Source organism: Lentzea sp. (assembly GCF_035525475.1).
Taxonomy (GTDB): domain Bacteria; phylum Actinomycetota; class Actinomycetes; order Mycobacteriales; family Pseudonocardiaceae; genus Lentzea.
The window spans coordinates 121,141-146,163 of sequence record NZ_DATLEC010000265.1 but is presented as its reverse complement, the minus strand read 5'-3'; the positions used below and the strand labels follow the sequence as shown (position 1 = coordinate 146,163).

The window sequence follows — 25,023 nt, the reverse complement described above, 5'->3', positions numbered from 1 at the left end:
GGCATGACCGACGTCGTGATCTGCGAACCCCTCCGGACCCCGGTCGGCCGGTTCGGCGGGGCGCTGGCCCCGGTGAGCGCCACCGGCCTCGCCACCGCCGTCCTCACGGAGCTGGTGCGCCGCACAGGACTGCGGGAGGGCGACGTCGACGATGTCGTGCTCGGCCAGGGGTACGCCAACGGCGAGTCGCCCGCGATAGGCCGGATCGCCGCGCTCGACGCGGGCCTCGGCACGGGCGTGCCCGGCCTCCAGGTCGACCGGCGCTGCGGCTCCGGGCTGCAGGCCGTGCTCTACGCGGCGGGCCAGGTGGCGACCGGTGCGGCGAGCGTCGTCGTAGCAGGCGGCGTGGAGTCGATGTCGCAGGTCGAGCACTACGCGCTGGGACTGCGCACCGGTGTCCGCAGCGGCGGCGTCCAGCTCGCCGACCGCCTCGACCGGGCGCGCGAGACGGCGGGCGGCCGCTTCCACCCGGTGCCCGGCGGCATGATCGAGACGGCCGAGAACCTCCGCCGCGAGTACGGCATCTCCCGCACCGAGCAGGACGAGCTCGCGGTGCGGTCCCAGCAGCGGTGGGGTGCCGCGAACGCGGCGGGCCGGTTCGCCGACGAGCTCGTGCCGGTCACCGTTCCCGGCCGTCGCGGCAAGCCCGACCTCGTCGTGGACCGCGACGAGCACCCGCGTCCTGACACCACGCTCGAGGACCTGGCGGCGTTGCGGCCGGTCAGGCTGAAGCTCGACCCCGAGTCCACGGTCACGGCGGGCAACGCCAGCGGTCAGAACGACGGCGCCGCGATGTGCGTGGTCACCACGCGCGCCGAGGCCGAGAAACGCGGGCTGCGTCCCGTTCTCGCCCTCAGGTCGTGGGCCGTCGCGGGCGTCGGGCCGGAGGTCATGGGCATCGGGCCCGTGCCCGCCACCGCCACCGCACTGGACCGGGCAGGTCTCACGCTCGACGACATGGACGTGATCGAGCTCAACGAGGCGTTCGCCGCCCAGGTGCTCGCGTGCCTGCGCGAGTGGAAGCTCGACCCGGCCGACGACAGGCTCAACCCCAACGGTTCCGGTATCTCCCTCGGTCACCCGGTCGGCGCGACCGGGGCGCGGATCCTCGCGACGCTGGCGCACGAGATGCGCCGCCGCGGCAGCCGCTACGGCCTGGAGACGATGTGCATCGGCGGCGGCCAGGGCCTCGCCGCGATCTTCGAGGCGGTGCGCTGATGGGCGTCGACAAGGTGGCCGGCAGCGCGGCGGAGGCCGTGGCGGGCATCCGGTCCGGCACGAGCGTCGCGGTCGGCGGGTTCGGGCTGGCGGGCATCCCCTGGTTCCTCATCGAGGCGGTGCTGGAGCAGGGCGCCGACGACCTCACGATCGTCTCGAACAACTGCGGCGTCGACGGCGCCGGTCTCGGCCTGCTGCTCGAACACCGCCGCATCAGCCGGGTGATCGCGTCCTACGTCGGTGAGAACAAGGAGTTCGCCCGCCAGTACCTCTCCGGCGAGCTGACCGTCGAGCTCACCCCGCAGGGGACGCTCGCGGAACGGCTGCGGGCGGGCGGTTCCGGTGTCGGGGCGTTCTTCACGCCCACCGGGGTCGGCACTCTCGTGTCCGAAGGCGGCCTTCCGTGGCGGTACAACCCGGACGGCACGGTCGCGCTCTCCTCACCTCCCAAGGAGGTCCGCACCTTCCACGGCAGGGAGATGGTGCTGGAGGAGTCGATCGTCACCGACGTGGCGCTCGTCCGCGCCGCCGTCGCCGACCGGGCCGGCAACTGCGTCTTCCACGCCGCCGCACGCAACTTCAACCCGGCCGTCGCGATGGCAGGGAAGTTCACCGTCGTCGAGGCGGAGCGCGTGGTCGAGACCGGCGAGATCGACCCCGACCACGTCCACCTGCCCGGCGTGTTCGTGCAGAGCGTCGTCGCGCTCACCCCGGAGCAGGCCGCCCGCAAGGACATCGAGAAGCGCACCACCCGCGCCCGCCAGGAGGCGAACTGACATGCCCTGGACCCGTGACCAGATGGCCGCCCGCGCCGCGCTCGAGCTGCGCGACGGCGAGTACGTCAACCTCGGCATCGGCCTGCCCACGCTCATCCCGGACCACCTGCCCGCGGACTCGACGGTGACGCTGCACGCGGAGAACGGCATCCTGGGCGTCGGCCCGTTCCCCTACGACGACGAGGTCGACCCCGACCTGATCAACGCGGGCAAGCAGACCGTCAGCGTCCTGCCAGGCGCGTCGTTCTTCGACTCCCCCACCAGCTTCGCGATGATCCGCGGCGGCCACATCGACACCGCGGTCCTCGGCGGCATGCAGGTCTCCGCGCACGGCGACCTCGCCAACTGGATGGTGCCCGGCGCGATGGTCAAGGGCATGGGCGGCGCGATGGACCTCGTGAGCGGCGCCCGCCGGGTCATCGTCCTGATGGACCACGTCTCCCGCTCCGGCGACCCGAAGCTGGTCGGCACCTGCACCCTGCCGCTCACCGGACGTGGCGTGGTGTCGCGCGTCATCACCGACCTGGCCGTGCTGGACGTGGCCGGCGGAACCTTCGAGCTCGTGGAGCTGGCTCCCGGCACGTCGTACGAGGAGGTCGCGGACAGGACCGCGGCACCGCTGGTGGACCTCAGCCGGACAGCGGCGGGCTGATCACACCCGGCCGACCGGCAGCGGTGTGTGCGTCGGCGAGGCCCGGAACGCCTGGATCACGAGCGCGGCGAAGCGCCGGGACGCGGCGGCGCGGGTGGCGGGTGAGGTGGCGTGGATGCCGCCGTGGGCCGTGAGCACCAGGACGAGGTCGTCCAGCACGAAGTCCGGCCGCAGCTGCCCGGACTTCTGCGCCCGCCTGGCCAGCTTCGCGGCCGACCTGAGGGTCCTCTCCCGGCGTCCGGCGAAGTCCGCGGCGTGCGGGAAGTTCGCGGTGAACGCCGCGGTGAAGCCGCGGTCACGGGCGTGCAGCTCGCAGATCTTCTCGATGACGGTGCAGAAGCCCTGCCACGGGTCGGGGTCCGCGAGCCCCTCGGCCACGATGGTCTCGCACGCCCGCATCTGGTCGCCGAACGCCTCGGTCGCCAGGAGCTCCTTGGTCGGGAAGTGGCGGTAGAGGGTCGCGGGCCCGACGCCGGCGCGGCGGGCCACCTCCCGCATCGGCGCGGTCAGGCCCTCCGCGGCGAACACCTCGCGTGCCGCTTCGAGGATGTGCTCGCGGTTGTAGCGGGCGTCGGACCGCACGGTCTGAGTCACATTGCCGGCCATGCTCTCACTTTAGCGAAACGGACGGGTGCGTCCGTTAGCTTCGGATGACATGAGAGCTGTTGCGGTGCAAGCGTTCGGCGGGCCCGAGGGCATGGCGTTGGTCGATCTCCCGGCCCCGGTCCCCGGACGTGGCCAGGTGGTGATCGCCGTCGAGGCGATCGGGGTGGGCGGTCTCGACGTCCTGATCCGACGCGGCGACCTCGCGTCCTACGGCTACCGGGAGGGGTACGTCCTCGGTGGTGAGGTCGCGGGCGTCGTGCGGGCGGTGGGCGACGGCGTGGACCCGTCCTGGACGGGACGACGCGTGTGGGCGCCGACCGGCGGCGGTGGCTACGCGGAGCAGGCGGTCGCCCCGGCCGGGGAGATCGTCGCGCTGCCGGAGGACCTGCCGGCGGCCGACGCGGTGGCGCTGGGCAGCGCCGGGGTGGTGGCGCACTTCGGCCTCGCCCACGCCCGCTTCGCGCCCGGTGAATCCGTGCTGGTCCGGGGTGCGTCCGGCAGCCTGGGAATCATGACGGTCCAGCTCGCGGCGCTGGGTGGTGCGAACGCGGTGGCGGTCACCACGTCCTCGGCCGCGCGCGGCGAGCGCCTGCGCTCACTGGGTGCCACCGCCGTGCTGGACCGCTCCGGCTCCTCGGGCAGCTACGACGTCATCATCGACGTCGTGGCGGGCGAGGACCTGCCGTCGTTCTTCGACAGGCTCAACCCCAACGGGCGCATGGTCGTGGTCGGCGCCGTCGGGGGCCAGCCACCGGCCGACGTCGGCACGCCCATGATGGCGGCGTTCCGGAAGTCCTTGTCCTTCGCGGTCTTCAGCGCGGCCTCCGTGCCCGAACCGGACAAGCACGCGGTGCGGACCGAGCAGTTCGCCGCCGCCGTCCGCGGTGAGCTGCGCGCGGTGGTGCACGGGCAGCTGCCGTTGGAGGAAGCCGTGCTCGCGCACCACGAGATGGACGCGGGTGAGGTCTTCGGCCGGATCGTGCTGGCTCCCTAACGCCCGAGCGCTCCCGCGAGCCGGCGTGTGCGGCTTTGGGTCGCGGCGTCGAGGTCGTGGTGCCCGGTGAGCACGACCTCGGTGGCGCCCGCCTCGACGTACTGGCGCACGCCCTTCGCCACGGTGTCCTCGTCGCCGATCAACGCGACCTCCACCGGGTCCTCGGTGCCGTTGAGCGCGAGAACACGCCGGTAGGACTCGAACTGCCGGTAGAAGGCGAGCCCTTCCGCCATCGTGCGGCGTGCCTCCGGATCGGTGGTGACGGCGGCGGGGACCACCGCGACGATCCGCGGAGCCGGCCGTCCCGCTTCGGCAGCGGCGGCGGTGATGGCCGGGATGATGTGCTCCGCCAGCACCTTCGGGCCGGCCAGGAGGGGCACTGTCCCGTCCGCGAGCTCGCCGGCGACCCGCAACGCCTTCGGCGCCATCGCGGCGACGAGGACCGGTGTCGGCTTCGCACCGCGGACGTGCGTCCGCAGCATGGGTCCGGCGGTCTCCAGCTCGCCCCTGTTCTCCGTCGAGTCACCGCGGACCAGGGGCACCAGGGCCGTGAGGAACTCGCGCAACCGGGCCACCGGCCGTTCCCAGGGGACGCCGAACGCGGCCTCGACGATCGGCCGCACGCCGAGCGCGACCGCGAGGTGGAACCGCCCGTCCAACGCCGCCTGGGTGGTCTGGGCCTGGCTCGACACCAGCAACGGGTGGCGGCCGAACACCGGCACCGCCGACACTCCCACCTCGATGCCCGGCACCCGTGAGCCGACCAGCCCGGCCAGCCCGATCGCGTCGTAGTCCAGCCGCTGCCCCATCCACACCGAGCCGACGCCGGCTTCCGCGGCCTCGGCGGCCTCCTCCACCACGGCCTCGACCAGGTTGTCCCCCGCCGTGCCCGCCAGCGTGACGCCGTACCGCACGGCCCGCGAAGTGATCGACATGCCTCCATCACACCGCCCGGCAGGGCTTCCCGGTCACGCTGATGCCCGCCGACCGGCTTTCCGATGCCTCCTGAGCATCAGCTGGTTCAGGCGCTTGCCCGTGTCGGGGCAGTGCACGGCAGTGACGGCGAGGAACGCGTCCAGCGGCGGCGACTCGTCCGCCGTGCGGAACGCCATCGTGAGGTCGGGCAGGCGCAGCGGTGGTTCCACCTCGACCATCACCGTCTCCGGACGGGTCAGGCGCCGCGTGCTCGACGGCAGCAGCCCCACCCCCATGCCGCAGGCGGCCAGCCCGATCACCGTGTGCACGTCGCGGGCGTGGGTGACGTTCGTCGTGCCGTCGAGCAACGGGGCCAGCACCCGCCGCGTCGCCGGCTCGTCGTCCGCGGGCGCGGCGATGAGGGCCTGGCAGCGCACCTGGTCGAGCGACACCGCAGCCTGGCCCGCGAACGGATGCGCGCGGTGGCACACGACGATGAGGTGGTCACCGGCGACGGGCACGGCGGTCAGCCGCTCGGCGCCCTCCCCCGTCGGCGCGCCACGGCTGATCGCCAGGTCGATGTCTCCCGCCACCAACGCCGCGCCGCTCTGCGCCGTCGAGAGCTCGCGGCACTCCAGCCGCACCCCGGGATGCGACGACCGGAACCGCGCCAGCAGCGACGGCAGCAGTTCCACGAGCGCCTCACCGACGAACCCGAGCCGCAACGTCCCGCTCTGCCCCCGCGCCGCGCGGCGCGCCTCGGTCGCCCCTGCCTCGACCTGCTCCAGCACCCGCCGGGCGTGGGCGGTGTAGACCTCACCGGCGGCCGTCGGCACCACTCCGCGGGCCGTCCGTTCGAACAGGAGGGTGCCCAGTTCCTGTTCCAGCGCAGCGACCTGCCGTGACAGCGACGGCTGGGTCATGCCCAGTGCTTGGGCCGCACGCCGGAAGTGCCGGTGGTCCGCCACCGCCACCACGTACCGCAGTTGCCGCAACTCCATGCTTCGAGTCAAGCACCTCGATGCTCCCGAGGCATCGGAAACGACGCCGCGGGCGTGGCGACCGGTGTGGTCGCCACGCCCGCGGCGGGAGCGGAACCTCAGTGCCTGCCCCAGTTCGGGACGTCGTAGCCGTTCATCGTCACCTCGAACTGGTCGTACTTCGCCATCAGCGTCAGCAGCTCGTCCTCTGTGGGCTTGTTGCCGTCCGCGTACATCTCGGCGAGACCCCGGAAGTACTCCTCGCGGTTGAGCGCGGGCGTGAAGATGATGAGCATCGTGGCCTGGTCCTTGTACGGGTTGTGGAACCCGTGCGAGACCCCCATCGGCACGTTCACGTAGGTGCCGGGCGGCGCGGCGAACGACTTGCCGTCGAGGTGGAGCTCCACCATGCCGCTCAGGACGTAGAACGCTTCCAGCTGCTCGTTGTGGACGTGCGGCGAGGCGCCGGGTGCCCCCGGAGCCATCCGGTGCTCGTAGAGGCCGAGCCGGCCGTCCGTCTCGCTGCCCCGCGCTTTGAAGGTGGTGTGCGTGGTGGTGCCGATCTGCACCGACTCGCCCTCGCCGGGAAGCAGGATGTTGGACACTTGCGTCATGTCTGGTCACTCCTCGTTGATGGCTGCGTGCGTCTCGCCGCTGTGAGTCGCCGTGTCTTCCTGGTTGAACCACGAGAGGTACCGCTCGCCCGTGTCCGGGAAGACGGTGACCAAGTTCTTGCCCGCGTACTGCGGCCGTGCGGAGAGCACGCGGCAGGCGTGCGCCGCGGCACCGGAGGAGACGCCGACGAGCAGTCCCGCGGTGCGGGCGAGCTCGCGCGCCGTGCTGTAGGCGTCCTCGTTGGACACCGTCAGGACCTCGTCGATCAGGCCGACGTCGGTCGTCGGCGCCACGAAACCGCCGTTGAGGCCGGGGATGCGGTGCAGGCCGCCCCAGCCCTGGCTGAGCACGGGCGACCCCTCCGGCTCCACCGCGACCACGCGGACCGCGGGGTTGCGCTCCTTCAGGTACTTCGCGGTGCCGCTGAGCGTGCCGCCGGTGCCGACGCCGCAGACGAAGACGTCGACCTCGCCGTCGGTGTCGTTCCAGATCTCCGGTCCGGTGGTGGCGTAGTGCGCCGCCACGTTGTCGGGGTTCTCGTGCTGGCAGGCGAACCACGACCCCGGACGCTCGCGGTAGATCTCCTCGGCCTTGGCGATCGCCGCGACGTACCCCTCCTGGTAGGGCGTCATCACGATCTCCGCGCCGAACGCGCGCAGCAGCTGGATGCGTTCACTGGTGGCGCTGTCCGGCAGGACGATCACGCACCGGTACCCGCGGGCGGCCGCGATCGCCGCCATCGAGATCCCCGTGTTGCCGGACGTCGCCTCGACGATGGTGCCCGAACCCCTGGTGAGCTGACCGCGCTCCTCCGCGCCGTTGATCATGTAGAGCGCGGCGCGGTCCTTCACGCTGGACAGCGGGTTGGCCATCTCCAGCTTGGCGTAGAGGTGCGCGGTGGTGACGCCGAGATCGAGCCTGACTGTGGGTGTTCCGCCGATCAGGTCCACGAGCGACTGGGCAGGCGGTCGTTTGGTGAGGGGCTGACTGACTCGGGTCTCCACGAGCCCTCCGATCTGCTTCGGTTGTCACCAGCTGGGGAACACGGCCGCACCCTTGTGCCTCTGTCCCGCGACGACGACGGACTGGCGGGGGCGGGCCGCCTTCGCCACGCCGCGGGTCGACCTCACGTTCGGGATGGAGAACGGCGCCAGGACGCGCGAGTCCGCGGGCACGTCGCGGATGACGAGTGCCTGGGCGCCCACCACGGAGTCGTGGCCGACGGTGATCGGGCCGAGCAGCGTCGCGTTGGCCCCGACCACCACCCGGTCACCGAGCTTCGGGTGGCGGCGCGAGCCCTCGGGCCGCTGGTTGTCGTGCCACCACCCGACGGCGCCGAGCGTCACCTGGTGGAAGATCGTGACGTCGTCGCCGATCACGACCGTCTCGCCGATCACGACGCCCGCGCCGTGGTCGATGAAGAAACCGCGGCCGATCGTCGCACCGGGGTGGATCTCGATGCCGCCGGTCAGCAGCCGGGCGACGACCATGACCAGGCGGGCGCTGCGCCGGTGTCCCCGCAGGTGCAACCAGTGCGACGCGCGGTGGCCCCAGATCGCGATGACCGTCGGGTGCAGCAGTGCCTCGCTGCGCGACAGGATCGACGGGTCGCGGTCCATGACCATGTCCAGGTCGGCGGTGAGCACGCGGAACAGCGCCCTGGCGTTCACCGGACGGCTCCCGCGTTCTCGAGCTTGTTCTTGCGCAGCTGCCCGAGCCTGTTCTCCGCGTAGGCCACGCCGACGAGCACGACCAGGCCACCGGCCAGGAGGTTCCACGTGACGTGCTCACCGAGGAACAGCACGCTGATGAGCACCGCGAACACCGGCACCACGTAGTTGACCGCCGAAGCCGTCGTGGCGCCGACGTCACCGATGAGGCGGAAGTAGAGCACGTAGGCCAGGCCCGTGCTGAGCAGGCCGAGCAGCACGATGCTGAACGTCACCGAGCCGGTGAGGTGCGGCACGCGCCAGTCGAGGAACGGCGTCACGACCGCCTGCAGCACCGCCGCCGACACCAGCTGCGACGCGGCCAGCGCGAGCGGGGCCAGGCCGAGCGGCGAGAGGTACTTGCGGACGTACACGAAGCCGATCGCGTAGCTGACCGCGGCGCCGAAGCAGGCCAGTCGTCCGCTGAGCGACCCGAGCGACTCGTGCCAGGGGCCGACCAGCAGCACCACGCCGATGAAGCCGAGCCCCAGGCCGATCGCCTTGCGCGGGGTCGCCCGCTCGGTCGGCAGTGCGGCCGTGGCCAGCGCCAGCGTCAGCAGCGGTGAGGCGCCGATGAGGACGCCCGCGATGCCCGCGCCGGTGGTCTTCTCGCCGTACGACAGCAGCAGGAACGGGACCACGTTCCCGAACAGACCGGCGGCGGCGATGTGACCCCAGACCACGGCGGTCCGCGGCAGCCTGACCTTGCGGACGGCCGCGATCGACAGCAGGACGGCCGCGCCCAGAACGAGTCTGGTGAGCACGAGCTGCCCCGGTGTCAGACCTTCGAGGGACACCTTGATGAAGGTGAAGCTGCTTCCCCACAGCAGCGCGAGCAGCAGGAAGCGCGCGACGGATGCCTTGTCCATTGCTTCTCGATTCGGGTCATCTGTCAGTAGTCCACGAAGTTCACCATCCGTGACTAGTGGCGCGGTCGAGCCGCGACTCCGTTCCTGGTAGAGCGCGGCACAGGGCATGTCGAACGAGACCGAACGGACAGCGTTGTCCGTAGCTGTGCGTCAGATTCGGCTCAGGACAGCACCGCGTTCAGGCCGCTCGCCTGCGTGCGCCAGTCCACCTGGTTGGGGCTGCCGCCGGCCCAGCGCTGGCCGATCCGGTTCAGCGCGTCGCGGTCGGCCGACCAGACCGAGTCGGACTGCCGGCGGGCGAACTGCTGGTAGGCGGTGGAGCCGGTGGCCTTGGCCAGGTCGTTCAGGTAGCGCAGGAAGATGCCCTTGAACTGCTTCTGGTTGTCGTCGCAGGAGCTCGTGCCGACGTCGCAGGACTCGGTGAGCACGCCGTTGCGGGTGAGCACGGCGCTGGTGACGGCGGAGTCCGCGAGACGGCGCGCGGTGTCGAGGTACCGGGTGTCACCGGTCGCGCGCCAGACCTCGACGAAACCGCCGATGCCCAGCCCCTGGTTGTAGGTCCACACCGTCTGGCCGTTGTTGCGGCAGTCGCCGGTGAGACCGTCGTTGACCAGTCCGGACGCGCCGATCAGGCCGCTGCCCAGGTACCAGTCGGCGGCGGTGCGGGCGCGCTGCAGCCACACCGCGTCGCCGGGGGTGCGGCGGTGGATCGACGCGGTCAGCCTCAGGTACTGGCCGTTCGTCACGGCGTTCTTGTAGGTGCGCTCGCGGTTCCACCACACCCCGCCGCCGCACGTGCGGGTGTCCCAGTACTGGTGCACGTAGGTCGCGATGGTGGTGGCCATGGCGAGGTAGCGCTGGTCGCCGGTGCGGTCGTAGGCGGCCACCCAGGCGAGACCCCACCACGCGCTGTCGTCGATCGAGCGGCTGACGAAGTCTCCCTCGATCGGGTCCGTGCCGCGCTGTCCCGCCGCGAACGTGCCGCGGTTGACGTCGAACGTCCGCGCGATCACCCAGTCGTACTCGCGGATCCCGGAGTCCATGACCGCGGTGAGCGTCGTCGCCGAGTTCCACCAGCTCGTCGGCCACCAGGCCGTGGAGGGGTCGTAGGAGTACAACAGGGCGTCCGCGGCCGCACGTGCCCTGCTCGGCACGGGCCGTGCCCACGCCGTGCAGCTGCCCTCCTGGTGGCCCGCTTCCCTGCCGCACGCGCGCACAGCTCCGCCGTAGTGGCGTCCGCGCGGGTCACGGGTGGCGAACAGGGTGGTGCGCGTGGACGTCGCCCCGGCGGGAGTCGCGGTGCGGCCGAGCGACGAACCGCCCGGCCAGCTCGCGCCGCCGTCCCACGAGCGGTCGAGCCAGACCTCGTCGCCCGCGCCGCCCGCCTCGATGGTGGCCCACGCCATGGCGTTCAGGTCGGTGTGCAGGCGGATCGTGCGGCCGTACAGCGTCGTCGGCGGCACCGGCTGCGCGTCGCCGTTGGCCTGTCCCGCACCGGTCCGGTCGCACAGCACGTCGCACACGGTCGGGTAGATCCAGTCCGTGCAGGTCACGGTGGCGCCATCACCGCACGCGCGAATCAGGCCGCGCTGGTGGCGGACGGGGTCGGTCACGTTGTACATCAGCGTCCTGGTGCCGGTCCACGAACCGGGGACGCTCGCCCTGCCGAGCAAGCCCTCCCAGCTCGCGCCGCCGTCCCACGACCGGTCCAGCCACACCGAGTCGCCGGTGACGCCGTTGTCGATGCTGCCCCATGCCGTCGCGGTCGGACACGTGCAGCACCAGCCGCCGGCCGTTGACCTGCTTCTCCGGCACGGGGAACGTCTCCTGCCGCGCCCGCGACGGGTCGAGCGTGTCGCAGGAGAGCACGCACACCACCTCGGCCACGACGACCGACGAACTGGGAGGAGGCGCGGAGGGCACCGCCAGCGCCACCAGGAAGGCCACGAGAAGGTTCAGCACGCCGACCACCCCCGCGTTCGTGGGAACGCTCTCATGGTCTTGAACCCGGCACACGCAGGTCAACGGCGTGACCGGTTCATGTCCCGGACAGGATTTCGTGCGCCGGTCGCGTTCGGCCTCACGTGCTCCGTCACGACGGCCGTGGTCTACTTCCGCGGTGACAGCGGCCCGGCCGCGGGCGGCCTGAAAAAGTCGCCGAGATTTTTTCGTTATTGCCGTGCACCTGGGACATCTCCTGGTCAGAGAACCCCGGACCGGCAAGTGAGGTGGGCATGGCGGCAGTGCGGGAACCCGGCGTCGCGACGGTGGTGGCCGCGCGCGACGGCGACCAGCGTGCGCTCGACGACCTGGTGAGCGGCTACCTGCCCCTCGTCTACAACATCGTGGGGCACGCGCTCGGCGGGCACGCGGACACCGACGACGTGGTCCAGGAGACCATGCTGCGGGCGGTGCACGGGTTGTCGTCGCTACGCGATCCCGCCGGGTTCCGGTCGTGGCTCGTCGTGATCGCGATGAACCAGATCCGGCTGCGCCACCGCGAACGCCAGCGCGTGCCCGTCACCGGTCCCGTGCTGGAGGACATCGCCGACCCCGGCGCGGACTTCGTCGACCTCACGATCATGCGGTTGCAGCTGTCCGGGCAGCGCCGCGAGGTCGTGGCGGCCACCCGCTGGCTCAGCGCGGACGAGCGCGAGCTGCTGTCGCTGTGGTGGCTGGAGGCGGCAGGGCGGCTGACCCGCACGGAGGTCGCCGACGCGCTCGAACTGACACCTCAGCACACCGCCGTGCGCGTGCAGCGGGTCAAGGCCCAGCTCGACGCCGCACGCATCGTCGTGCGGGCGTTGGAGCGCACGCCGCGCTGTCCCGCGCTGGCCGAGGTCGTCGCCGACTGGGACGGCGACCCGAGCCCGTTGTGGCGCAAGCGGATCGCCCGGCACAGCCGCGACTGCGCCCGGTGCGAGCGGTGCGCGAGCGACCTCGCGTCCGTCGAGGGCCTCATCGCCCGGCTGCCGCTGGTGCCGCTGCCCGCCGCGTTCACGTTCGACCCGTCCGCGCTCACCGGCGCGCACGTGACGTTCTCCCACGCCCCGGTGGACCCCGTCACCAGCGGCAAGCTCAGCCTGCTGATGAAGGGCGCGCTGGTGAAACCGCTGGCCGCCGCGGCCGCCGCGGTGGTGGCCGCCGGCATCGTGGTCGCCGTCCTGCCCTCGCGCGAGGAGCAGCCGGTCGCGCAGACGATCACGACCACGACCGAGAGCACGGCGACGACCACACCGCCCACCAGCTCGTCGTCCGTCCCGACCACGACTCCGCCGTCGTCGACGGCCGTGGCCGCCCCGCCCCCGCCGCCCGCGCCCGTGACCCGGATCGCGGCCTCGGCGAAGAAGGGCGTCAGCACCTGGAACTTCGACGGTGTCGGCAAGGCGCTCACCGACGTCCGCGCGGGCTGGTACTACAACTGGGCCGTGCACCCCGACGGCATCGCCACGCCGCCGAACGTCGAGTTCGTGCCGATGATCTGGGGCGCGAAGTTCACCGACGACGCCACGCTCACCCGCGCGAAGGCGAACGGCAAGGTGCTGCTGGGGTTCAACGAGCCGGACTTCCCCGACCAGGCCAACATGACGCCGGAACAGGCGCTCGACCTGTGGCCGAAGCTGGCGGCGACCGGGTTGCGGCTCGGGAGCCCCGCCGTAGCGCACAGCGGCGACAAGCCGGGCGGCTGGCTCGACAGGTTCATGACCGGTGCGGCGCAACGAGGTCTGCGCGTCGACTTCATCGCGGTGCACTGGTACGGCTCGGACTTCAGCGCGGCGGCCGTCGGCCACCTGAAGAACTACCTCGACGCGGTGCACCAGAAGTACGGCAAACCGGTGTGGCTCACCGAGTACTCGCTCATCGACTTCTCGGGCGGCTCGGCGCGCTACCCGTCGCAGGCCGAGCTCGCGGCGTTCGCCCGCGGCTCCAGCGCGATGATGGAGAGCCTGCCGTACCTCGAGCGCTACGCGTGGTTCGCGCTGCCCGCCGACAAGCCGGGCACCGGCCTGTACTCCCCCGGCGGCACCCCCAACCAGGCCGGCCAGGCCTACCGCGACGCGGGCTGAGTCCGCGCCGCTCCCGTTCCGCACCACCCCTGTGTCAGTTCACCCTGCTCGGAAGGAACTTTCGATGACCCACGCCCCCACCCCCTCGCGGTTGCGGAGGCGCGTCCTGATCGCGGTCCTCGCCGTGGCCGGCGTCGCGGCGTCCGCGGTGACCGCGAACGCGATGTTCTTCACGCCTCCCAAGGCTCCGCCGGTCGCGTCCTCGACGACCACGACCGCGACCACGACCACCTCGACGCGGGCGCAGACGGCCGATCCCACGACCGCCGCTCCCCAGCCCGCTGACACGTCGGCCGCCGCCCCGGCGACCACCAAGGCCGCCGTGGCCCTGCCGCCGCAGGAGCCGATCCCGGCGAACGCCGTGCGCGTCGCGGAGTTCGTCGCCGAGTGCCCGTTCACGCACCGCCTGCCGGACGACCCGATCGTGCTGCCGAACCTCCCCGGCGCGTCGCACTCGCACAGCTTCTTCGGCAACGTCTCCACGAACGCCCACACGACCGTCGAGACCCTCGACAAGGCCACCAGCACGTGCAACCCCAAGCAGGACCTCTCGTCGTACTGGGTGCCCACGCTGCTGGCCGACGGCCAGCCCGTCGAACCGACCGGTACGACGTTCTACTACCTCGGTGAGGGCGTGCGCGACGACGTGACCGCGCGCATCCAGCCGCTGCCGCACGGGCTGCGCATCGTCGCGGGCAACGCCAAGGCCACCGCGCCGGACGGCAGCACGCAGTCGCGCTGGTCGTGCCTGCACGCCGGGCACGTCGGCGCCTCCAAGGACTTCGTGAACTGCCCGGCGGGCACGATGCTGGAGTCCTACCTGGACTTCCCGCAGTGCTGGAACGGCAAGGACCTCGACTCGGCCGACCACAAGAGCCACATGTCCTACCCGGTCGCGGGCGACTGCCCGTCGACGCACCCCGTGCCGGTGCCGAAGCTGCGCCAGGTCCTGCGCTACCCGGTCAGCGGCGACCCGGCGAGGTTCAAGCTGTCGTCCGGACCCGGCTTCACGATGCACGGCGACTTCTTCAACGCCTGGCCAGAGGCCGAGATGGCGCAGCGCGTCCGCGACTGCATCAACCGGATCGTCAAGTGCGGACCGAACGGCCGCCCTTAAGTGAGGGCACTCGTACTCGCGGTGGTCCTGGTGGTGGCGGGATGCAGCGCCCAGGCCGCACAGGAAACCTCCAGGACCGCCGCGACCCCACCCGAACTGTCGGCCACGGACCTCGCGTTCGTGGACCTGGTGATCCCCCAGAACACCTCGACGCTCGACGCGCTCGCACTGGCGAAGTCCGGTTCGCCGCTGCGACCGGTGGCCGACCGGGTCACCGCCACCTACCGGGCTGAGCTCGCACAGCTCCGCGAGGTGCTCGCGAAGACGGGCCGGCAGGAGTCCGGGCAGCACGAGGGCCACGACATGCCCGGCATGATCACGGCCGCCGAGCTGGCGTCGATCGAGCACGCTCCTGACGTCGACGAGCAGCTCAGGGCGTTGTTGCGCATCCAGTTCGAGGAAGCGCGCACCGTGGCTCGCGCCGAGCTCTCGTCCGGCCGGCACAGGCCGGTGGTCGAGCTGGGCGCGAGCGTCGACCGCACGCGAGCCGAGTTCCTGGCGCTCCTCGGAACGCCGTAACGGGCCCAGCCGGGTCGTGGTCGAGAATCGTGGTGTGTCCACTGCGAACAACCTCGACCACGCCCGGCTGCTCGTGTCCGGGAGCACCGGGAACGCGGTCACCGACCTGGTGGTCCCGGCACTCCTGCTGCGCGCGCCCGGTGCGTCGTGGTCGCAGCTCGTCCACGTCTACGTGCCGCAAGGCCCCACTGTCGCCTTCAGCGGCCGCGACCTCCGCTCCCCCGGCATCGCCGCCGCCACCGAGGTGGCGCACGCGGCGGGGTTCACGACCGTCGTGCGGTCGCCGGGCGGGCGGATGGTCGCCTACGACAGCGGCGCCGTCGTGATCGACCACCTCGACCGCACCACCGGCATCCGCCACGCGGGCAGCGCGACCTTCGCCGCCAACGCCGAGAGCCACGTGCGGGTCCTGCGCGGACTCGGTGACGTCGACGCCCGCGTCGGCGAGGTGGACGGCGAGTACTGCCCCGGCGAGTACAGCATCAACGTCGGTGGCGTCGCGAAGGTCGTGGGCTCGGCGCAACGCGTCACCGCCACCGGCTCCCTCTTCAGCACGGTGGTGCAGGTCGTCGTGTCGGACCGGGTGCGGGCCGTCCTGGAGGACGTGTCGGACGCGCTCGGCTACGACCTGCGCCGGAGCTCGATCGCGGGCCTGGCGGATTACGCGCCCACGCTCACCGCCGACGAGGTCGCCGAAGCGTTCGCATCGGACTACCGCACCCGGCTCGGCATGACGAACGGCGAGCTGCCGCCCGAGGTCGTCGCACACGCATCGACCGCCGATGGAACGTCACCGTTCCACGTGGACGATTGGACGCGCGCGAACCCCACTACCCTCTCGGCATGAGTTCGCTTTTACGAGAGCGGTTGCGTTCCTTCCGGGAAAAGGCTGCGGCGCAAGGATTTCCCACCGATGCAATTGAGCGGTGGGCGGCTGTCGCCCGTCCCTGCCTCAGGCTGGAGAGGAAGGGAGACGGGTCGGTGGTGGGCCGGTTCGGCGGTCCGCTGCTGCTCCCCGCCGACGTTCCCGACCCCGCACACCCCTTCGTCGCCTCCCTCGACCTCGCGGCGTTGCCCGCCGGGGAGGCGGATCTGCCCCTGCCCTCCGACGGCCACCTGCTGCTGTTCGCCTTTCCCGAGGAGGACAACTGGTACGGCCGCGTCGGCAGCGCCGTGTACGTCCCGGCGGGAACGCCTGTGGGGGAGCGGGACAAGCACTGCTCGTGGTGGTCCACTGTGGACGAGTACCGGGAGAAGATCGAGGACTTCCCGCAGGGCGAGCTGCGGGCGACTCCGGACGTGACGCTGCCCGGTTACGCCGACGAGGAGTACTACGAGGAGGAGTACGCCCACCTGTGGGAACCGGGATGGCCCCCGTACTCCGCCGAGCTGCTCGAACTCGTGCGCGACCTCGTGGAGAAGGAGGCCGGCTGGGGATCGATGCAGGTCGGCGGTTACGCCTCCGAGGAAGGGATCGGCTCGGACGACCCGCTCGAGAGCGTCGTCCACGCCGCCCGTGCGGCCCTGGAGAAGGGCAAGGTCGACGGACCGGTGTCCCCCGACCTGTCGGACTGGGTCCTCCTCGCCGACTGGCACACCGACATCGACGGCTGGGAGGGCGCCACCGTCCACTGGGGAATCCAGCGCGACGACCTCGTGGCGCACCGCTTCGACCGCGTCTTCGTCACGAGGTACTGGAACCCGTAGACCCGCTCAGGGCCGGCGGCCGCGGAAGGTGCGGCGCAGGTCGTCCACCCACGCCCCGGGGTTCTCCCAGGGGATGAAGTGGCCGCCGTGCTCGTGCGCGTTGACGTTGACGTGGTTGAACCAGCGGGCCTGCGGACCCGCCTTGAACGCCTGGACGCGCTCGTCGGCGGTGTGGATGCCGGGCGGGTTCTCGTAGGTGACGAAGGTGATGCCGACCGGCGCTTCCACGACCGGAGTGCGGTCGTGGGCGGGCGTCCACGGGTAGCGGTTGGCGTTGGCGTAATAGCGCATCGACGTGGCGATGGAGTTGTTCACCCAGTAGATCGTGGCGTGGGTGAGCAGGTCGTCCTTGGTGAAGACGGACTCGACATCGCCGCCGTTGTCGCTCCAGGCGTTCCAGCGTTCGAGCAGCCAGGCGAGCAGGCCCGCGGGCGAGTCGCTCAGGCCGTGGGCCAGCGTGGCGCCGTCGATCATGTGCACGGCGAGGTGGGACGCCCAGCGGCGGTCCTGGTCGATGATGCGGGCGCGGATCTCGGCCGGCTGGTCGTCGGTCAGGGGGCGGTTGCGGGCGAAGTCCCACGCGCGGGGGCCGGTGAAGAAGTCGAGCGGCAGCCCCGAGCCGATGTGGACGCCGTACAGCGAGCCGGCGTACTTGTGGCCGAGCTGGCTGGTGACGACCCCGCCGATGTCGCATCCCCCGGCGGCATACCGCTCGTAGCCGAGCGTCCCGGTCATCAGGGTGTGCCAGAGGTCGGCGACCTTCCAGAAGTTGACGTCCGGGAAGCCGGTGAGCGGGCCGGGGAAGCCGAAGCCGGGCAGCGACGGCACGATCACGTCGAACGCGTCGGCCGGGTCGCCGCCGAACGCGGCCGGGTCCGCCAGCGGGCCGATCACCTTCGACCAGTGCCAGAACGTCCACGGCCAGCCGTGGGTCAGGACCAGCGGGATCGGGTTCGGGCCGCGGCCGGGCTTGCGCAGGAAGTGCACGGGGATCCCGGCGACGCTCACCTGGTAGTGCTCGTAGGCGTTGATGGCCGCTTCGGCCTTGCGCCAGTCGTAGCCGTCGCGCCAGTAGGTGACCAGCTCGCCCAGATAACCGGCGGGGACACCGTACGACCAGTCCTCGTTCCCCTCGTCCAGCGGTGCACGGGTCTGCGCCAGGCGGGCGCGCAGGTCGTCGAGAACCTCGTCGGAGACGTGGATGGGGCTGGGCTCAAGGGCTTGCGGGTCGGACAAGGCGTGGTCCCTCACTGGGCGGCGAATGCCTTTTCGACAGTACAGATCACCCGAGTGGTCCCGTCGATCGCACTCACGGTGTCCGCGAAACGCGGCACCGCACCACAAGAGGTGGTTTACGCACCGTGAGCCGCCTGTGCGCCCAGGACCGGGTACTTCGGAGCAGCGCTCCTGGATTTCGCCGGCGAGGAGGAACGATGTTCGAGCGGATCACCGCCGCAGTGAGATCCCTTCTGCTGACAGCGCTCCTCTTCGCCGACTTCACGCCGCCGCTCGACCTGATGTGGGACGTCATCCCCCTGGGGCGCTCGCACTCCTTCTGGTTGCACCTCAACAGCACTCCGGTGTCCGACGCCACCATCGCCCAGGAGGCCCGACGGCGGGCCCACGTCGTGCTCAACGCCTGGGAGGGCGACCTCCTGCGCAAGCTCAAGGACGCCAACCCCGCGGTGAAGGTGTACGTCTACAAGGACCTGTCCTCGACGCGTTCCTACGCCTGCAAGAAGGGAAAGGACGACGACCACCTGCCCACCGGGCTCGGGTACTGCGAGGTCCGCGCGAAGAACCCCGAATGGTTCCTCCGCGACAAACGCGGAGAAGAGCTGCTCTACTCCGGTTACGAGGGCCATTGGCAGATGGACGTCGGGCATCCCGAGTACCGGAAGGCATGGGTCAAGCGGGTCGTGGCGAACGTGAAGGCGGCCGGGTTCGACGGGGTCTTCCTGGACAACGCCCTCTTCACCTGCGACGCCTACCACCGGGGCGTCTGCCCGGCGAAGTACCCGGACGACAAGGTGTTCCAGGAGGCCTACGAGGGCATGCTCGCCGAGATCAAGCGCGCGTTCTTCGCGGCGGGCCTGCTCTCCGTAGCGAACCTCGCCAACGCCCGCCTGCAGCCGGGCGGGTGGGAGGCCTACATCGCCCACGTCGACGGCGGGTTCGACGAGTGGTGGCTCGCGTTCTCGAGCGACAAGCTCCTCGAGGACCACGAGCAGGGCTGGCGTAAGCAGGTCGCCCAGGTCGCCGTGAACGAGGCGAGCGGCAAGATGACCTGGGTGCAGCCGCACTTCGACGTGGGCGACGAGAAGGCCTTCCGGTACGCGTTCGCGAGCATGTTCATGACCACCAGCGGACACGCGTCGATCTCCGAGATCGCCAAGACCGACGGCTACGGGGACCCGACGCCGTGGCACCCCGAGTACGACTGGTACCTGGGCCTTCCCGCCGGCCTCTACCGCACGGTCGCGGACAAGGTCTACCGCAGGGACTTCACCTGCGGCGTGGCGCTGGTCAACGCCAACCCCACCGGCAGCCGCGAGGTCGCGATCCCGCTCTACCGCACCTACTCCGACCACGACGGCAAGCAGGTCACGTCGGTGAGCCTGCCCGGCACGACCGGTGTGGTGCTGCGCGCGGGCTGCTGACAACCCGCCTACCGGCCAGCACCCCCGATGGCGATGCAAAGCGAGCCGGTGCAGCCCGTGCTTTGCGACTGGGGCTTGACTTTGGGTGTGATGCCCATAGCGGTCAGCGCCTTCTTCCTCCACCAGCACCGCCGCCGCTCGCCTCGTGCCTGTTCCGCCGGGAGCCGCGCCGATGAGCGGCCTAGGCAAGGGATGTAGGCACGTTGTGCCGACGCGGTCCGCCTGTGACGAGACCAGGATCGAGCCGATCGTCTCAGCACAGGAAGTGGGATCAAGGCATGTCCACAGCAGTCGCGTCGCGGACGGCGAGCAAGCGCTGGTGGTGGTTCGGGTGGGGGCTCGTCGCCGTGCCCGCGGGCATCGCGCTCATCACCGGTCCGTGGCAGTTCGTGCCGAAGCTGCGGGTGCGCTACCCGACGCCGCACCGGGTGACGGGCAGGATCTACCTGGTCTCGGTCGTCGCCGCCTCTCTCGCGGCCGTCTACTCGTCGATCGTCACGAAGAGCGGGTTCGCGTTGCAGGTCGCGTTCGTCGTGCTGATCGTCGCGTGGCTGTTCACGGCGGCGAAGGCCTACCGCACGATCACGCGGGGCGAGGTGCGGCTGCACCGGATCTGGATGATCCGCGAGCCGACGCCCCGCGCTCGCGTCGATGATCAGCATCGAGCTCTGGGACGTCGACACCCACTTCGCCATCGCCGACTGGCTCGTGAAGGCGGGCCGCGAGTCGGGCTCACCGTTGCTGCTGCGGCTCGCCTTCGCCCAGAAGGCCATGTCCGCGGTCCTGGCCGGCGACCTGGGCGAAGCGCTCACCGCCACCGCCGAGGAGGAGGCGATCGCGGGCGCGCTGGGCGAACCCCCGCTGCTGCACCACCGCCTGCTGCTGGCCGCCATGCGAGGTCACCGCGAGGAGGCCCTGGAACTCCTCCGAGCGGGCGCGGCACCCGGCGGCCACGTGGCCAACCCGCACTGGGCGGAATCCTTGCTGCACAACGGCCTGGCCGACCACTCCGCCGCCCGTGCCGCGACGGAGCACGGCGACCTCTTCCTCACCGGAGCGGCCCTGCCCGAGCTGGTCGAGGCCGCCGTCAAGTGCCACGAACCCGCCGAGGCCGCACGAGCGCTGGAAGAGCTGACCGACCGCACGCAGGCCGCGGCACCGCGCTCGGCCACGGTGTCACGGCGTACGCCCGAGGCCTCGTGACCGGTGCCGAGGACGACTACCGCGAAGCCGTCGAGTGCCTCGCGGACGGGCCGCTGCGCCCGTACCAGGGCCGGGCACACCTGCTCTACGGGGAATGGTTGCGGCGCAAGGGACGCGGGAAGGACTGCCTGCGGGAACTGCGGACGGCCCACTCGCTGCTGTCGGCCGCCGGGGCGGAGGCGTCGCCGGTCGTGCCGCCGACGAGCTGCGCGCCGCGGGGCAGCGGGTCGAGCGCCGGTCCACGCCGGCCGCCCACGAGCAGCTCACGACGCAGCAGGTGGCCGTCGCGCGGCTGGTGGCGGCGGGGCCACGTCGAACGAGGTCGCCACCGAGCTGTTCATCAGCAAGCGCACGGTCGACGCGCACCTGCGGGAGATCTTCCGCGAGCTCGGTGTGACGTCGCGGCGGCAGCTCAGGGACCACCCGGTCTGAAAGGCGCCTGACCAGCGGCGACGGGAATTGTCGTACCCCGTTGCTACGGTCCTCGCAGCTGATCAACACGAGGGGGAACCGTGGCTGTTGCTGCCACCACGTACCTGGAGCTGTCGGAAACCGGCGGTAGTGCGCACAAGTTCTACGAGGTGGTCGTCGACGGCACGACGGTCACCATCACGTTCGGCCGCATCGGCGAACGGGGCTCGACGCGCACGTCGACGTTCGCGGACGTGGCCAAGGCGGTGACGGCCGCCGAGAAGAAGATCGGCGAGAAGGTCCGCAAGGGCTACGCCCCCGCGGTGAAGGGTCAGCGTCAGCGGCGTCCGATCACGCGCCGCGAGATCACGAGCGTCCGGTCGAGCGCGCGGCAGGCTCCCGTGCTGTGGCGGTTCCACTCGGGCGCGCCCGCGTTCGGCATCTTCATCGGCGAGGACGAGGCGTGGGTCGGCAACCAGCGCGGTGACGTCTTCACCCTCGCGCACGACGGCCAGGTCACCGGGCGCTACGGGCTGCCGGACGGCGTGAAGTGCATCGTCGCCGACGACTTCTGGATCTACGCGGGCTGCGACGACGGCCGCGTGTACGACCTGGGCGGCAAGGTCCCGCGGGTCGCGTACGAGATCGCGAGCGACGTCGACATCTACTGGCTCGACATCGACGACGGCGTGCTGGGCGTCTCCGACCGGCAGGGCGGCATCACGATCGTCGACCACGAGGACGAGTTCCAGTGGTCGCGCCGCAGCGGCGGCGACAGCGCGTGGATGGTGCGGTGTGCGCCGGAAGGCGTGTTCCACGGGCATTCGCGCGGCGTCACGCACTACGCGGCACGCACCGGTGAGCCCGTGTGGCACGCCGAGACCACGGGTTCGGTGCTGTTCGGCTGGCAGGAACCGTCCGAGGTGTTCGCGGGCACGAGCCGCGGCTGGGTGCACCGGCTCTCGCGCGCCGACGGCGCCGAGACGGGCCGTTACCGTTGCGACGCGGCGGTTTTCTCCTGCGCCACCTCGCCGGACGGCGGGTACGTGTTCGCGGGCGACAACCACTCGTCGGTGTACTGCTTCGCCGCCGACGGCACGCGCCTGTGGAAGCTCGGCACGGGCTGCGGTTCCGCGTATTCCATGCAGTACCGCGACGAACGCCTCTACATCGTGACGACCGACGGCTCGCTGGCGTGCATCGACGCGAGCCCTGCCGCCATCCACGCCGCCGAGCAGGGCGACCTGCCGCGGCGCAACGACATCAAGGCCGACCACTGGCAGCGCGTCGAGGCCACCACCGAGGTCGAGACCGTCGTCGCGAGCGCGGTGCCGGCCGGCGGTGTCGTCGTGGAGTGCGTGCAGGAGAGCGGCGGCCGTCTGCGCGTGCACGTGGTCTCCGAGGGCTACGACCGCGCTCGCGCCGTGCAGTTCCCGAAGGACATCCGCGTGCCCGGCGCCCGGTACCTGGTGACGGAGATCCACACCTCGGCGAGCGGCGGCTTCTACCGGGCCAGGGGCGAGATCAAGCGCCTTCTCTGATGTTAGGCAGGAAACACGTGTCATCGTCGCCGGTTCGGGGCACCCCACCAGTGATTGTCGCGCCTGAAGTTCAGGTGTCGGGGAAGGACAACATGGGTGCCGATGACAAGCTTGACGCCAAGGCCGACCAGCTCAAGGGCAAGGTCAAGGAAGGCGTCGGCGACGCGACGGACGACCACGGCCTGCAGGCCGAGGGCGCCGCGGACCAGGGCAAGGGTCACCTGAAGGAAGCCGCCGAGAAGGTCAAGGACGCTTTCAAGAAGGACTGACCACCACGCGAAAGAGGCCCGCACTCCGGTGCGGGCCTCTTTCGCGTGTCAGCAAGGTGCGGACCCCTTTCGCGTGTCAGCAACCCGTTTCGTACTTCGCACAACCAGGGCCCCGCACCGAAGTGCGGGACCCTGCTCGCCATCGACAGTCCTCTGTGGACGTCAGGACGCGGCGGTCTCCTCGGAGCGGTCCGCGTTGTCGACGTCCAGCATCGTCAGCAACGGTTCGACCTTGCCTCCCCGGAACGCACGGCGCTGACGGTCCGCACCTCCGCCTTCCCGGTCCAGCAACCGCAGACCGCGTTGTACCGCGGGCAGATCGCCATTGGCCTCGAACACCGGCGTCAGCCGCCGCACCAGGTCGTCCAGCTGGTCGCGCACCGGCCGGGGCTCACCGGCCAGCACGTCGAGGACGTTGCCGTGCAGGCCTTCGTTGGCCGCGCTCCAACACGCCTGGCGCAACGTCTCCTGCGGAACAGGTTCGGCCTCGACACCGCGTCCGACGTCGACGACCGCCTGGGCCACCAGGGCGCGGACGAGTGCCGCGAGCAGCACCGCGTCGTCCACGGTCGCCGCGACGTCCGACACCCGCACCTCGACGGTCGGCAGCTCCGTGGCCGGCCGGACGTCCCAGTACACCATCGCCCTGTCCAGCGCGGTGCCCGCCTTGATCATGGTGTCGCAGACTTCCTCGTAGTGCTCCCACGAGGTGAAGACCGGCGGCGGACCGGAGACCGGCCACCGCGACCACACCGTGGAGCGCCAGCTCGCGAACCCGGTGTCCTCTCCGCCGGAGAACGGCGAGTTCGCCGTCACGGCGGCCAGCACTGGCAGGTACGGCCGCACGTGGTTGCACACCTGCACGGCGGTCTCCCGGTCGGGCACGGCGACGTGGACGTGGCATCCACAGATCAGCTGCTGCTCGGCCAGCGCGCCGAACTCGCGGGCGATCCGCTGGTACCGCAGGCTGTCCGTGACCTCACCGGTCGCCTCGCCCAGCGGTGGGGCTCCCACGGCGACGGCCCGGCAGCCCACCGCTCGGGCGGCCTGTGCCACCAACCGGCGCGTCTGCAACAACTCGGTCCGGGCTTGCTCCACGTCGCGGCAGATCGACGTGTTGATCTCGACCTGCGCCCCGGTCAGCTCGTGCTCCAGTTCGAGCCCGAGCTGGTCACGCGCGACCGCCACGACCTTGTCCGCCAGGTTCACCGGCGCGCTGGTGACCGGGTCCACCAGGAGGAACTCCTCCTCCACACCGACAGTAGGCCCCCACACGTCCTTCGGAGGCGTCATCTCCACGTCTCACCATCCTGCTCAAGGCGCTCATGCGCGCCGCGGGGGAATCGGGATCGCCGAATACCCCTCCACCGCAGGAGGAAAACGCCGTTCGCTCCCAGGCCTGGTCAGGGCCGGGGCGACCCGGTCACGCCACTCCGCCTCCGACCGCCGCGATCTCTCTTCGGACGGGTCGCGGCGGTGCACCGCGGACACATCGCCATCACCGGTGTGTCCGCGGTGCCCTGCAACCACACCGCGTCGACCCACAGCACGCCGGGCAACCTTCCGAGCCGCGCACGGCTCAACGGCACGCCGCACAGCGTCTGGTTCTGGCCGGGCCACCAGGCGTGGACGTCACCGGACGGCCAACGCTCGCCCTCGTCGTCCCGCCAACTGCTCGACGCGGCCACGGCCGGTGTGGGAGCCACCGCTCAGCCTCCCCTGTTGTCCACGGCGGAGCTGAGCATCGCGGCGGCTTCCTCCAGCTCACGGTCGGTGACCGGCCAGCCGCCGACCCGTTCCAGCAGCTCGTCCTTCGTCACCACGGTCACAGCGCCGCGCATGGCGTCGGTGGCGAGCTCGTCGCGGCCGGCCACCACGTAGCTGCCCACGATGTGCACCAGCGTCGCCTCCGGCCGGGTCGACTGGAGCAGCTGTTTCAGGTCTTCCACGGGGATCGGCATGGCGATCAGCCGTCGTCGCCGTAGCGGCCACCGCCGTCGAGGCCCGCGCCCGGTCCCGAGTCCGGGTCACTCGGCGGCCTCTTCGACGCCTCTTCCTCGGTCGGGGTCAGCGGTGCGCCTGAGCTCTCCTCCGCCGCGCCGCGTTCCACGCCCTCGTGCTCGGGTCCGGTCACAGCGAACCTCCTGTCCTCGGTCTGAGTGACTCCGGCATACCCCGCGCCACGCCGCCGAACC

Annotated in this window: 28 protein-coding genes and 2 pseudogenes; 15 read left to right on the top strand and 15 right to left on the bottom strand. The window is 71.2% G+C overall.

Translation table 11 applies throughout. The annotated features are described in order from the left end of the window. Positions 1 to 3: 3 nt before the first annotated feature. From VM306_RS41035 to VM306_RS41025, 3 genes are read left to right on the top strand one after another with little or no spacing between them, the layout of a single operon-like run. Positions 4 to 1,218 (top strand): acetyl-CoA C-acetyltransferase, encoded by a 1,215-nt coding sequence (locus tag VM306_RS41035; protein WP_325525143.1) that lies wholly within the window; start codon positions 4 to 6, stop codon positions 1,216 to 1,218. Then, positions 1,218 to 1,994 (top strand): CoA transferase subunit A, encoded by a 777-nt coding sequence (locus VM306_RS41030; protein WP_325525141.1) that lies wholly within the window; start codon positions 1,218 to 1,220, stop codon positions 1,992 to 1,994. The genes VM306_RS41035 and VM306_RS41030 overlap by 1 nt, the downstream gene beginning before the upstream one ends. A gap of 1 nt (position 1,995) precedes the next feature. Further along, positions 1,996 to 2,646 (top strand): CoA transferase subunit B, encoded by a 651-nt coding sequence (locus tag VM306_RS41025; protein ID WP_325525139.1) that lies wholly within the window; start codon positions 1,996 to 1,998, stop codon positions 2,644 to 2,646. Here VM306_RS41025 and VM306_RS41020 read toward each other — a convergent pair whose 3' ends face one another. Then, positions 2,647 to 3,252 (bottom strand): helix-turn-helix domain-containing protein, encoded by a 606-nt coding sequence (locus VM306_RS41020; RefSeq protein WP_325525137.1) that lies wholly within the window; start codon positions 3,250 to 3,252, stop codon positions 2,647 to 2,649. Between the two features lie 49 nt (positions 3,253 to 3,301). Here VM306_RS41020 and VM306_RS41015 point away from each other — a divergent pair, with 49 nt between their 5' ends. Next, a complete protein-coding gene (locus VM306_RS41015; RefSeq protein ID WP_325525135.1) occupies positions 3,302 to 4,246 on the top strand; it encodes a zinc-binding dehydrogenase in 945 nt (314 codons plus the stop codon). Here the strand turns inward: VM306_RS41015 and VM306_RS41010 are convergent. The 8 genes from VM306_RS41010 to VM306_RS40975 form a co-directional block, all read right to left on the bottom strand. Then, positions 4,243 to 5,181: a TIGR03564 family F420-dependent LLM class oxidoreductase gene (locus VM306_RS41010; RefSeq protein WP_325525133.1), complete on the bottom strand. Its 939-nt coding sequence runs from the start codon at positions 5,179 to 5,181 to the stop codon at positions 4,243 to 4,245. The genes VM306_RS41015 and VM306_RS41010 overlap by 4 nt on opposite strands. A gap of 33 nt (positions 5,182 to 5,214) precedes the next feature. Further along, the gene (locus tag VM306_RS41005) at positions 5,215 to 6,162 is read right to left on the bottom strand and encodes a LysR family transcriptional regulator (RefSeq protein ID WP_325525131.1); all 948 of its coding nucleotides are present in this window, start codon (positions 6,160 to 6,162) and stop codon (positions 5,215 to 5,217) included. 98 nt (positions 6,163 to 6,260) lie between these two features. Beyond that, complete coding sequence (locus VM306_RS41000) at positions 6,261 to 6,755, bottom strand: cupin domain-containing protein (RefSeq protein ID WP_325525129.1); 495 nt, start codon at positions 6,753 to 6,755, stop codon at positions 6,261 to 6,263. Between the two features lie 6 nt (positions 6,756 to 6,761). Further along, positions 6,762 to 7,760 (bottom strand): cysteine synthase A, encoded by a 999-nt coding sequence (gene cysK / locus VM306_RS40995; RefSeq protein WP_325525126.1) that lies wholly within the window; start codon positions 7,758 to 7,760, stop codon positions 6,762 to 6,764. Positions 7,761 to 7,784: 24 nt separating this feature from the next. Further along, a complete protein-coding gene (gene epsC / locus VM306_RS40990; RefSeq protein WP_325525124.1) occupies positions 7,785 to 8,426 on the bottom strand; it encodes a serine O-acetyltransferase EpsC in 642 nt (213 codons plus the stop codon). Continuing rightward, a complete protein-coding gene (locus VM306_RS40985) occupies positions 8,423 to 9,334 on the bottom strand; it encodes a DMT family transporter (RefSeq protein ID WP_325525122.1) in 912 nt (303 codons plus the stop codon). The genes epsC and VM306_RS40985 overlap by 4 nt, the downstream gene beginning before the upstream one ends. A 161-nt stretch (positions 9,335 to 9,495) precedes the next feature. After that, entirely contained in the window at positions 9,496 to 10,956 is a 1,461-nt protein-coding gene (locus tag VM306_RS40980) for a glycoside hydrolase family 76 protein (RefSeq protein ID WP_325525120.1), read from the bottom strand. Further along, positions 10,898 to 11,296, bottom strand: a complete 399-nt coding sequence (locus VM306_RS40975) for a hypothetical protein (protein ID WP_325525119.1) — start codon at positions 11,294 to 11,296, stop codon at positions 10,898 to 10,900. Before VM306_RS40975 ends, VM306_RS40980 begins: the two co-directional genes overlap by 59 nt. Before the next feature lie 272 nt (positions 11,297 to 11,568). Here VM306_RS40975 and VM306_RS40970 point away from each other — a divergent pair, with 272 nt between their 5' ends. The 5 genes from VM306_RS40970 to VM306_RS40950 all read left to right on the top strand — a co-directional run bounded on the left by VM306_RS40970 (position 11,569) and on the right by VM306_RS40950 (position 16,744). After that, entirely contained in the window at positions 11,569 to 13,401 is a 1,833-nt protein-coding gene (locus VM306_RS40970; protein ID WP_325525117.1) for a sigma-70 family RNA polymerase sigma factor, read from the top strand. 64 nt (positions 13,402 to 13,465) lie between these two features. Further along, the gene (locus tag VM306_RS40965) at positions 13,466 to 14,518 is read left to right on the top strand and encodes a DUF1996 domain-containing protein (RefSeq protein WP_325525115.1); all 1,053 of its coding nucleotides are present in this window, start codon (positions 13,466 to 13,468) and stop codon (positions 14,516 to 14,518) included. Beyond that, the gene (locus VM306_RS40960; RefSeq protein ID WP_325525113.1) at positions 14,519 to 15,037 is read left to right on the top strand and encodes a DUF305 domain-containing protein; all 519 of its coding nucleotides are present in this window, start codon (positions 14,519 to 14,521) and stop codon (positions 15,035 to 15,037) included. Between the two features lie 34 nt (positions 15,038 to 15,071). Continuing rightward, on the top strand, positions 15,072 to 15,884 hold the full coding sequence (locus tag VM306_RS40955) for a lipoyl protein ligase domain-containing protein (RefSeq protein WP_325525110.1): 813 nt from the start codon (positions 15,072 to 15,074) through the stop codon (positions 15,882 to 15,884). A 134-nt stretch (positions 15,885 to 16,018) separates the two neighbouring features. Further along, positions 16,019 to 16,744 carry a DUF1963 domain-containing protein gene (locus VM306_RS40950; protein WP_325525108.1) on the top strand — a complete coding sequence of 242 codons (726 nt, stop codon included), beginning with the start codon at positions 16,019 to 16,021 and terminating at the stop codon, positions 16,742 to 16,744. Positions 16,745 to 16,750: 6 nt separating this feature from the next. Here the strand turns inward: VM306_RS40950 and VM306_RS40945 are convergent, their stop codons facing one another. Beyond that, entirely contained in the window at positions 16,751 to 17,980 is a 1,230-nt protein-coding gene (locus VM306_RS40945; protein WP_325525106.1) for an epoxide hydrolase, read from the bottom strand. A 197-nt stretch (positions 17,981 to 18,177) separates the two neighbouring features. Between VM306_RS40945 and VM306_RS40940 the strand changes: the two genes are divergently transcribed. The 3 genes and pseudogenes from VM306_RS40940 to VM306_RS40930 all read left to right on the top strand — a co-directional run bounded on the left by VM306_RS40940 (position 18,178) and on the right by VM306_RS40930 (position 20,607). Then, on the top strand, positions 18,178 to 19,404 hold the full coding sequence (locus VM306_RS40940) for a putative glycoside hydrolase (protein ID WP_325525104.1): 1,227 nt from the start codon (positions 18,178 to 18,180) through the stop codon (positions 19,402 to 19,404). Positions 19,405 to 19,751: 347 nt separating this feature from the next. Beyond that, positions 19,752 to 19,970: pseudogene (locus VM306_RS40935) on the top strand (DUF2306 domain-containing protein); the annotation flags it as partial. Positions 19,971 to 20,055: 85 nt separating this feature from the next. Beyond that, on the top strand, positions 20,056 to 20,607 hold the full coding sequence (locus tag VM306_RS40930; protein WP_325525102.1) for a hypothetical protein: 552 nt from the start codon (positions 20,056 to 20,058) through the stop codon (positions 20,605 to 20,607). 85 nt (positions 20,608 to 20,692) lie between these two features. On the opposite strand, the gene VM306_RS40925 is transcribed toward VM306_RS40930, so the two are convergent. Next, entirely contained in the window at positions 20,693 to 20,863 is a 171-nt protein-coding gene (locus VM306_RS40925) for a hypothetical protein (protein ID WP_325525165.1), read from the bottom strand. Positions 20,864 to 20,922: 59 nt separating this feature from the next. On the opposite strand from VM306_RS40925, the pseudogene VM306_RS40920 reads away from it, so the two are divergent. From VM306_RS40920 to VM306_RS40910, 3 genes and pseudogenes are all read left to right on the top strand, one after another. Next, positions 20,923 to 21,039: pseudogene (locus VM306_RS40920) on the top strand (LuxR C-terminal-related transcriptional regulator); the annotation flags it as partial. An 80-nt stretch (positions 21,040 to 21,119) separates the two neighbouring features. After that, positions 21,120 to 22,559, top strand: coding sequence for a WGR domain-containing protein (locus tag VM306_RS40915; RefSeq protein WP_325525099.1), 1,440 nt, complete (start codon positions 21,120 to 21,122; stop codon positions 22,557 to 22,559). Between the two features lie 92 nt (positions 22,560 to 22,651). Next, positions 22,652 to 22,828, top strand: a complete 177-nt coding sequence (locus VM306_RS40910; RefSeq protein WP_325525097.1) for a CsbD family protein — start codon at positions 22,652 to 22,654, stop codon at positions 22,826 to 22,828. Positions 22,829 to 22,990: 162 nt separating this feature from the next. Here VM306_RS40910 and VM306_RS40905 read toward each other — a convergent pair whose 3' ends face one another. The 4 genes from VM306_RS40905 to VM306_RS40890 form a co-directional block, all read right to left on the bottom strand. Next, a complete protein-coding gene (locus VM306_RS40905) occupies positions 22,991 to 24,121 on the bottom strand; it encodes a glutamate--cysteine ligase (protein WP_325525095.1) in 1,131 nt (376 codons plus the stop codon). 110 nt (positions 24,122 to 24,231) lie between these two features. Beyond that, entirely contained in the window at positions 24,232 to 24,534 is a 303-nt protein-coding gene (locus VM306_RS40900; protein ID WP_325525093.1) for a hypothetical protein, read from the bottom strand. Positions 24,535 to 24,537: 3 nt separating this feature from the next. Further along, positions 24,538 to 24,789 (bottom strand): hypothetical protein, encoded by a 252-nt coding sequence (locus tag VM306_RS40895; RefSeq protein WP_325525090.1) that lies wholly within the window; start codon positions 24,787 to 24,789, stop codon positions 24,538 to 24,540. Positions 24,790 to 24,794: 5 nt separating this feature from the next. Continuing rightward, entirely contained in the window at positions 24,795 to 24,962 is a 168-nt protein-coding gene (locus VM306_RS40890; RefSeq protein WP_325525088.1) for a hypothetical protein, read from the bottom strand. Between the last annotated feature and the right edge of the window lie 61 nt (positions 24,963 to 25,023).

Coding starts and splice junctions, on each gene's coding strand:
- VM306_RS40930 (WP_325525102.1), top strand. CDS start 20,056: ATGATCAGCATCGAGCTCTGGGACGTCGACACCCACTTCGCCATCGCC.
- VM306_RS40895 (WP_325525090.1), bottom strand. CDS start 24,789: ATGCCGATCCCCGTGGAAGACCTGAAACAGCTGCTCCAGTCGACCCGG.
- VM306_RS41010 (WP_325525133.1), bottom strand. CDS start 5,181: ATGTCGATCACTTCGCGGGCCGTGCGGTACGGCGTCACGCTGGCGGGC.
- VM306_RS40980 (WP_325525120.1), bottom strand. CDS start 10,956: ATGTACAACGTGACCGACCCCGTCCGCCACCAGCGCGGCCTGATTCGC.
- VM306_RS41025 (WP_325525139.1), top strand. CDS start 1,996: ATGCCCTGGACCCGTGACCAGATGGCCGCCCGCGCCGCGCTCGAGCTG.
- VM306_RS41030 (WP_325525141.1), top strand. CDS start 1,218: ATGGGCGTCGACAAGGTGGCCGGCAGCGCGGCGGAGGCCGTGGCGGGC.
- VM306_RS40905 (WP_325525095.1), bottom strand. CDS start 24,121: ATGACGCCTCCGAAGGACGTGTGGGGGCCTACTGTCGGTGTGGAGGAG.
- VM306_RS41020 (WP_325525137.1), bottom strand. CDS start 3,252: ATGGCCGGCAATGTGACTCAGACCGTGCGGTCCGACGCCCGCTACAAC.
- VM306_RS40965 (WP_325525115.1), top strand. CDS start 13,466: ATGACCCACGCCCCCACCCCCTCGCGGTTGCGGAGGCGCGTCCTGATC.
- VM306_RS41035 (WP_325525143.1), top strand. CDS start 4: ATGACCGACGTCGTGATCTGCGAACCCCTCCGGACCCCGGTCGGCCGG.
- VM306_RS41015 (WP_325525135.1), top strand. CDS start 3,302: ATGAGAGCTGTTGCGGTGCAAGCGTTCGGCGGGCCCGAGGGCATGGCG.
- VM306_RS40970 (WP_325525117.1), top strand. CDS start 11,569: ATGGCGGCAGTGCGGGAACCCGGCGTCGCGACGGTGGTGGCCGCGCGC.
- VM306_RS40940 (WP_325525104.1), top strand. CDS start 18,178: ATGTTCGAGCGGATCACCGCCGCAGTGAGATCCCTTCTGCTGACAGCG.
- VM306_RS40910 (WP_325525097.1), top strand. CDS start 22,652: ATGGGTGCCGATGACAAGCTTGACGCCAAGGCCGACCAGCTCAAGGGC.
- VM306_RS41000 (WP_325525129.1), bottom strand. CDS start 6,755: ATGACGCAAGTGTCCAACATCCTGCTTCCCGGCGAGGGCGAGTCGGTG.
- VM306_RS41005 (WP_325525131.1), bottom strand. CDS start 6,162: ATGGAGTTGCGGCAACTGCGGTACGTGGTGGCGGTGGCGGACCACCGG.
- VM306_RS40985 (WP_325525122.1), bottom strand. CDS start 9,334: ATGGACAAGGCATCCGTCGCGCGCTTCCTGCTGCTCGCGCTGCTGTGG.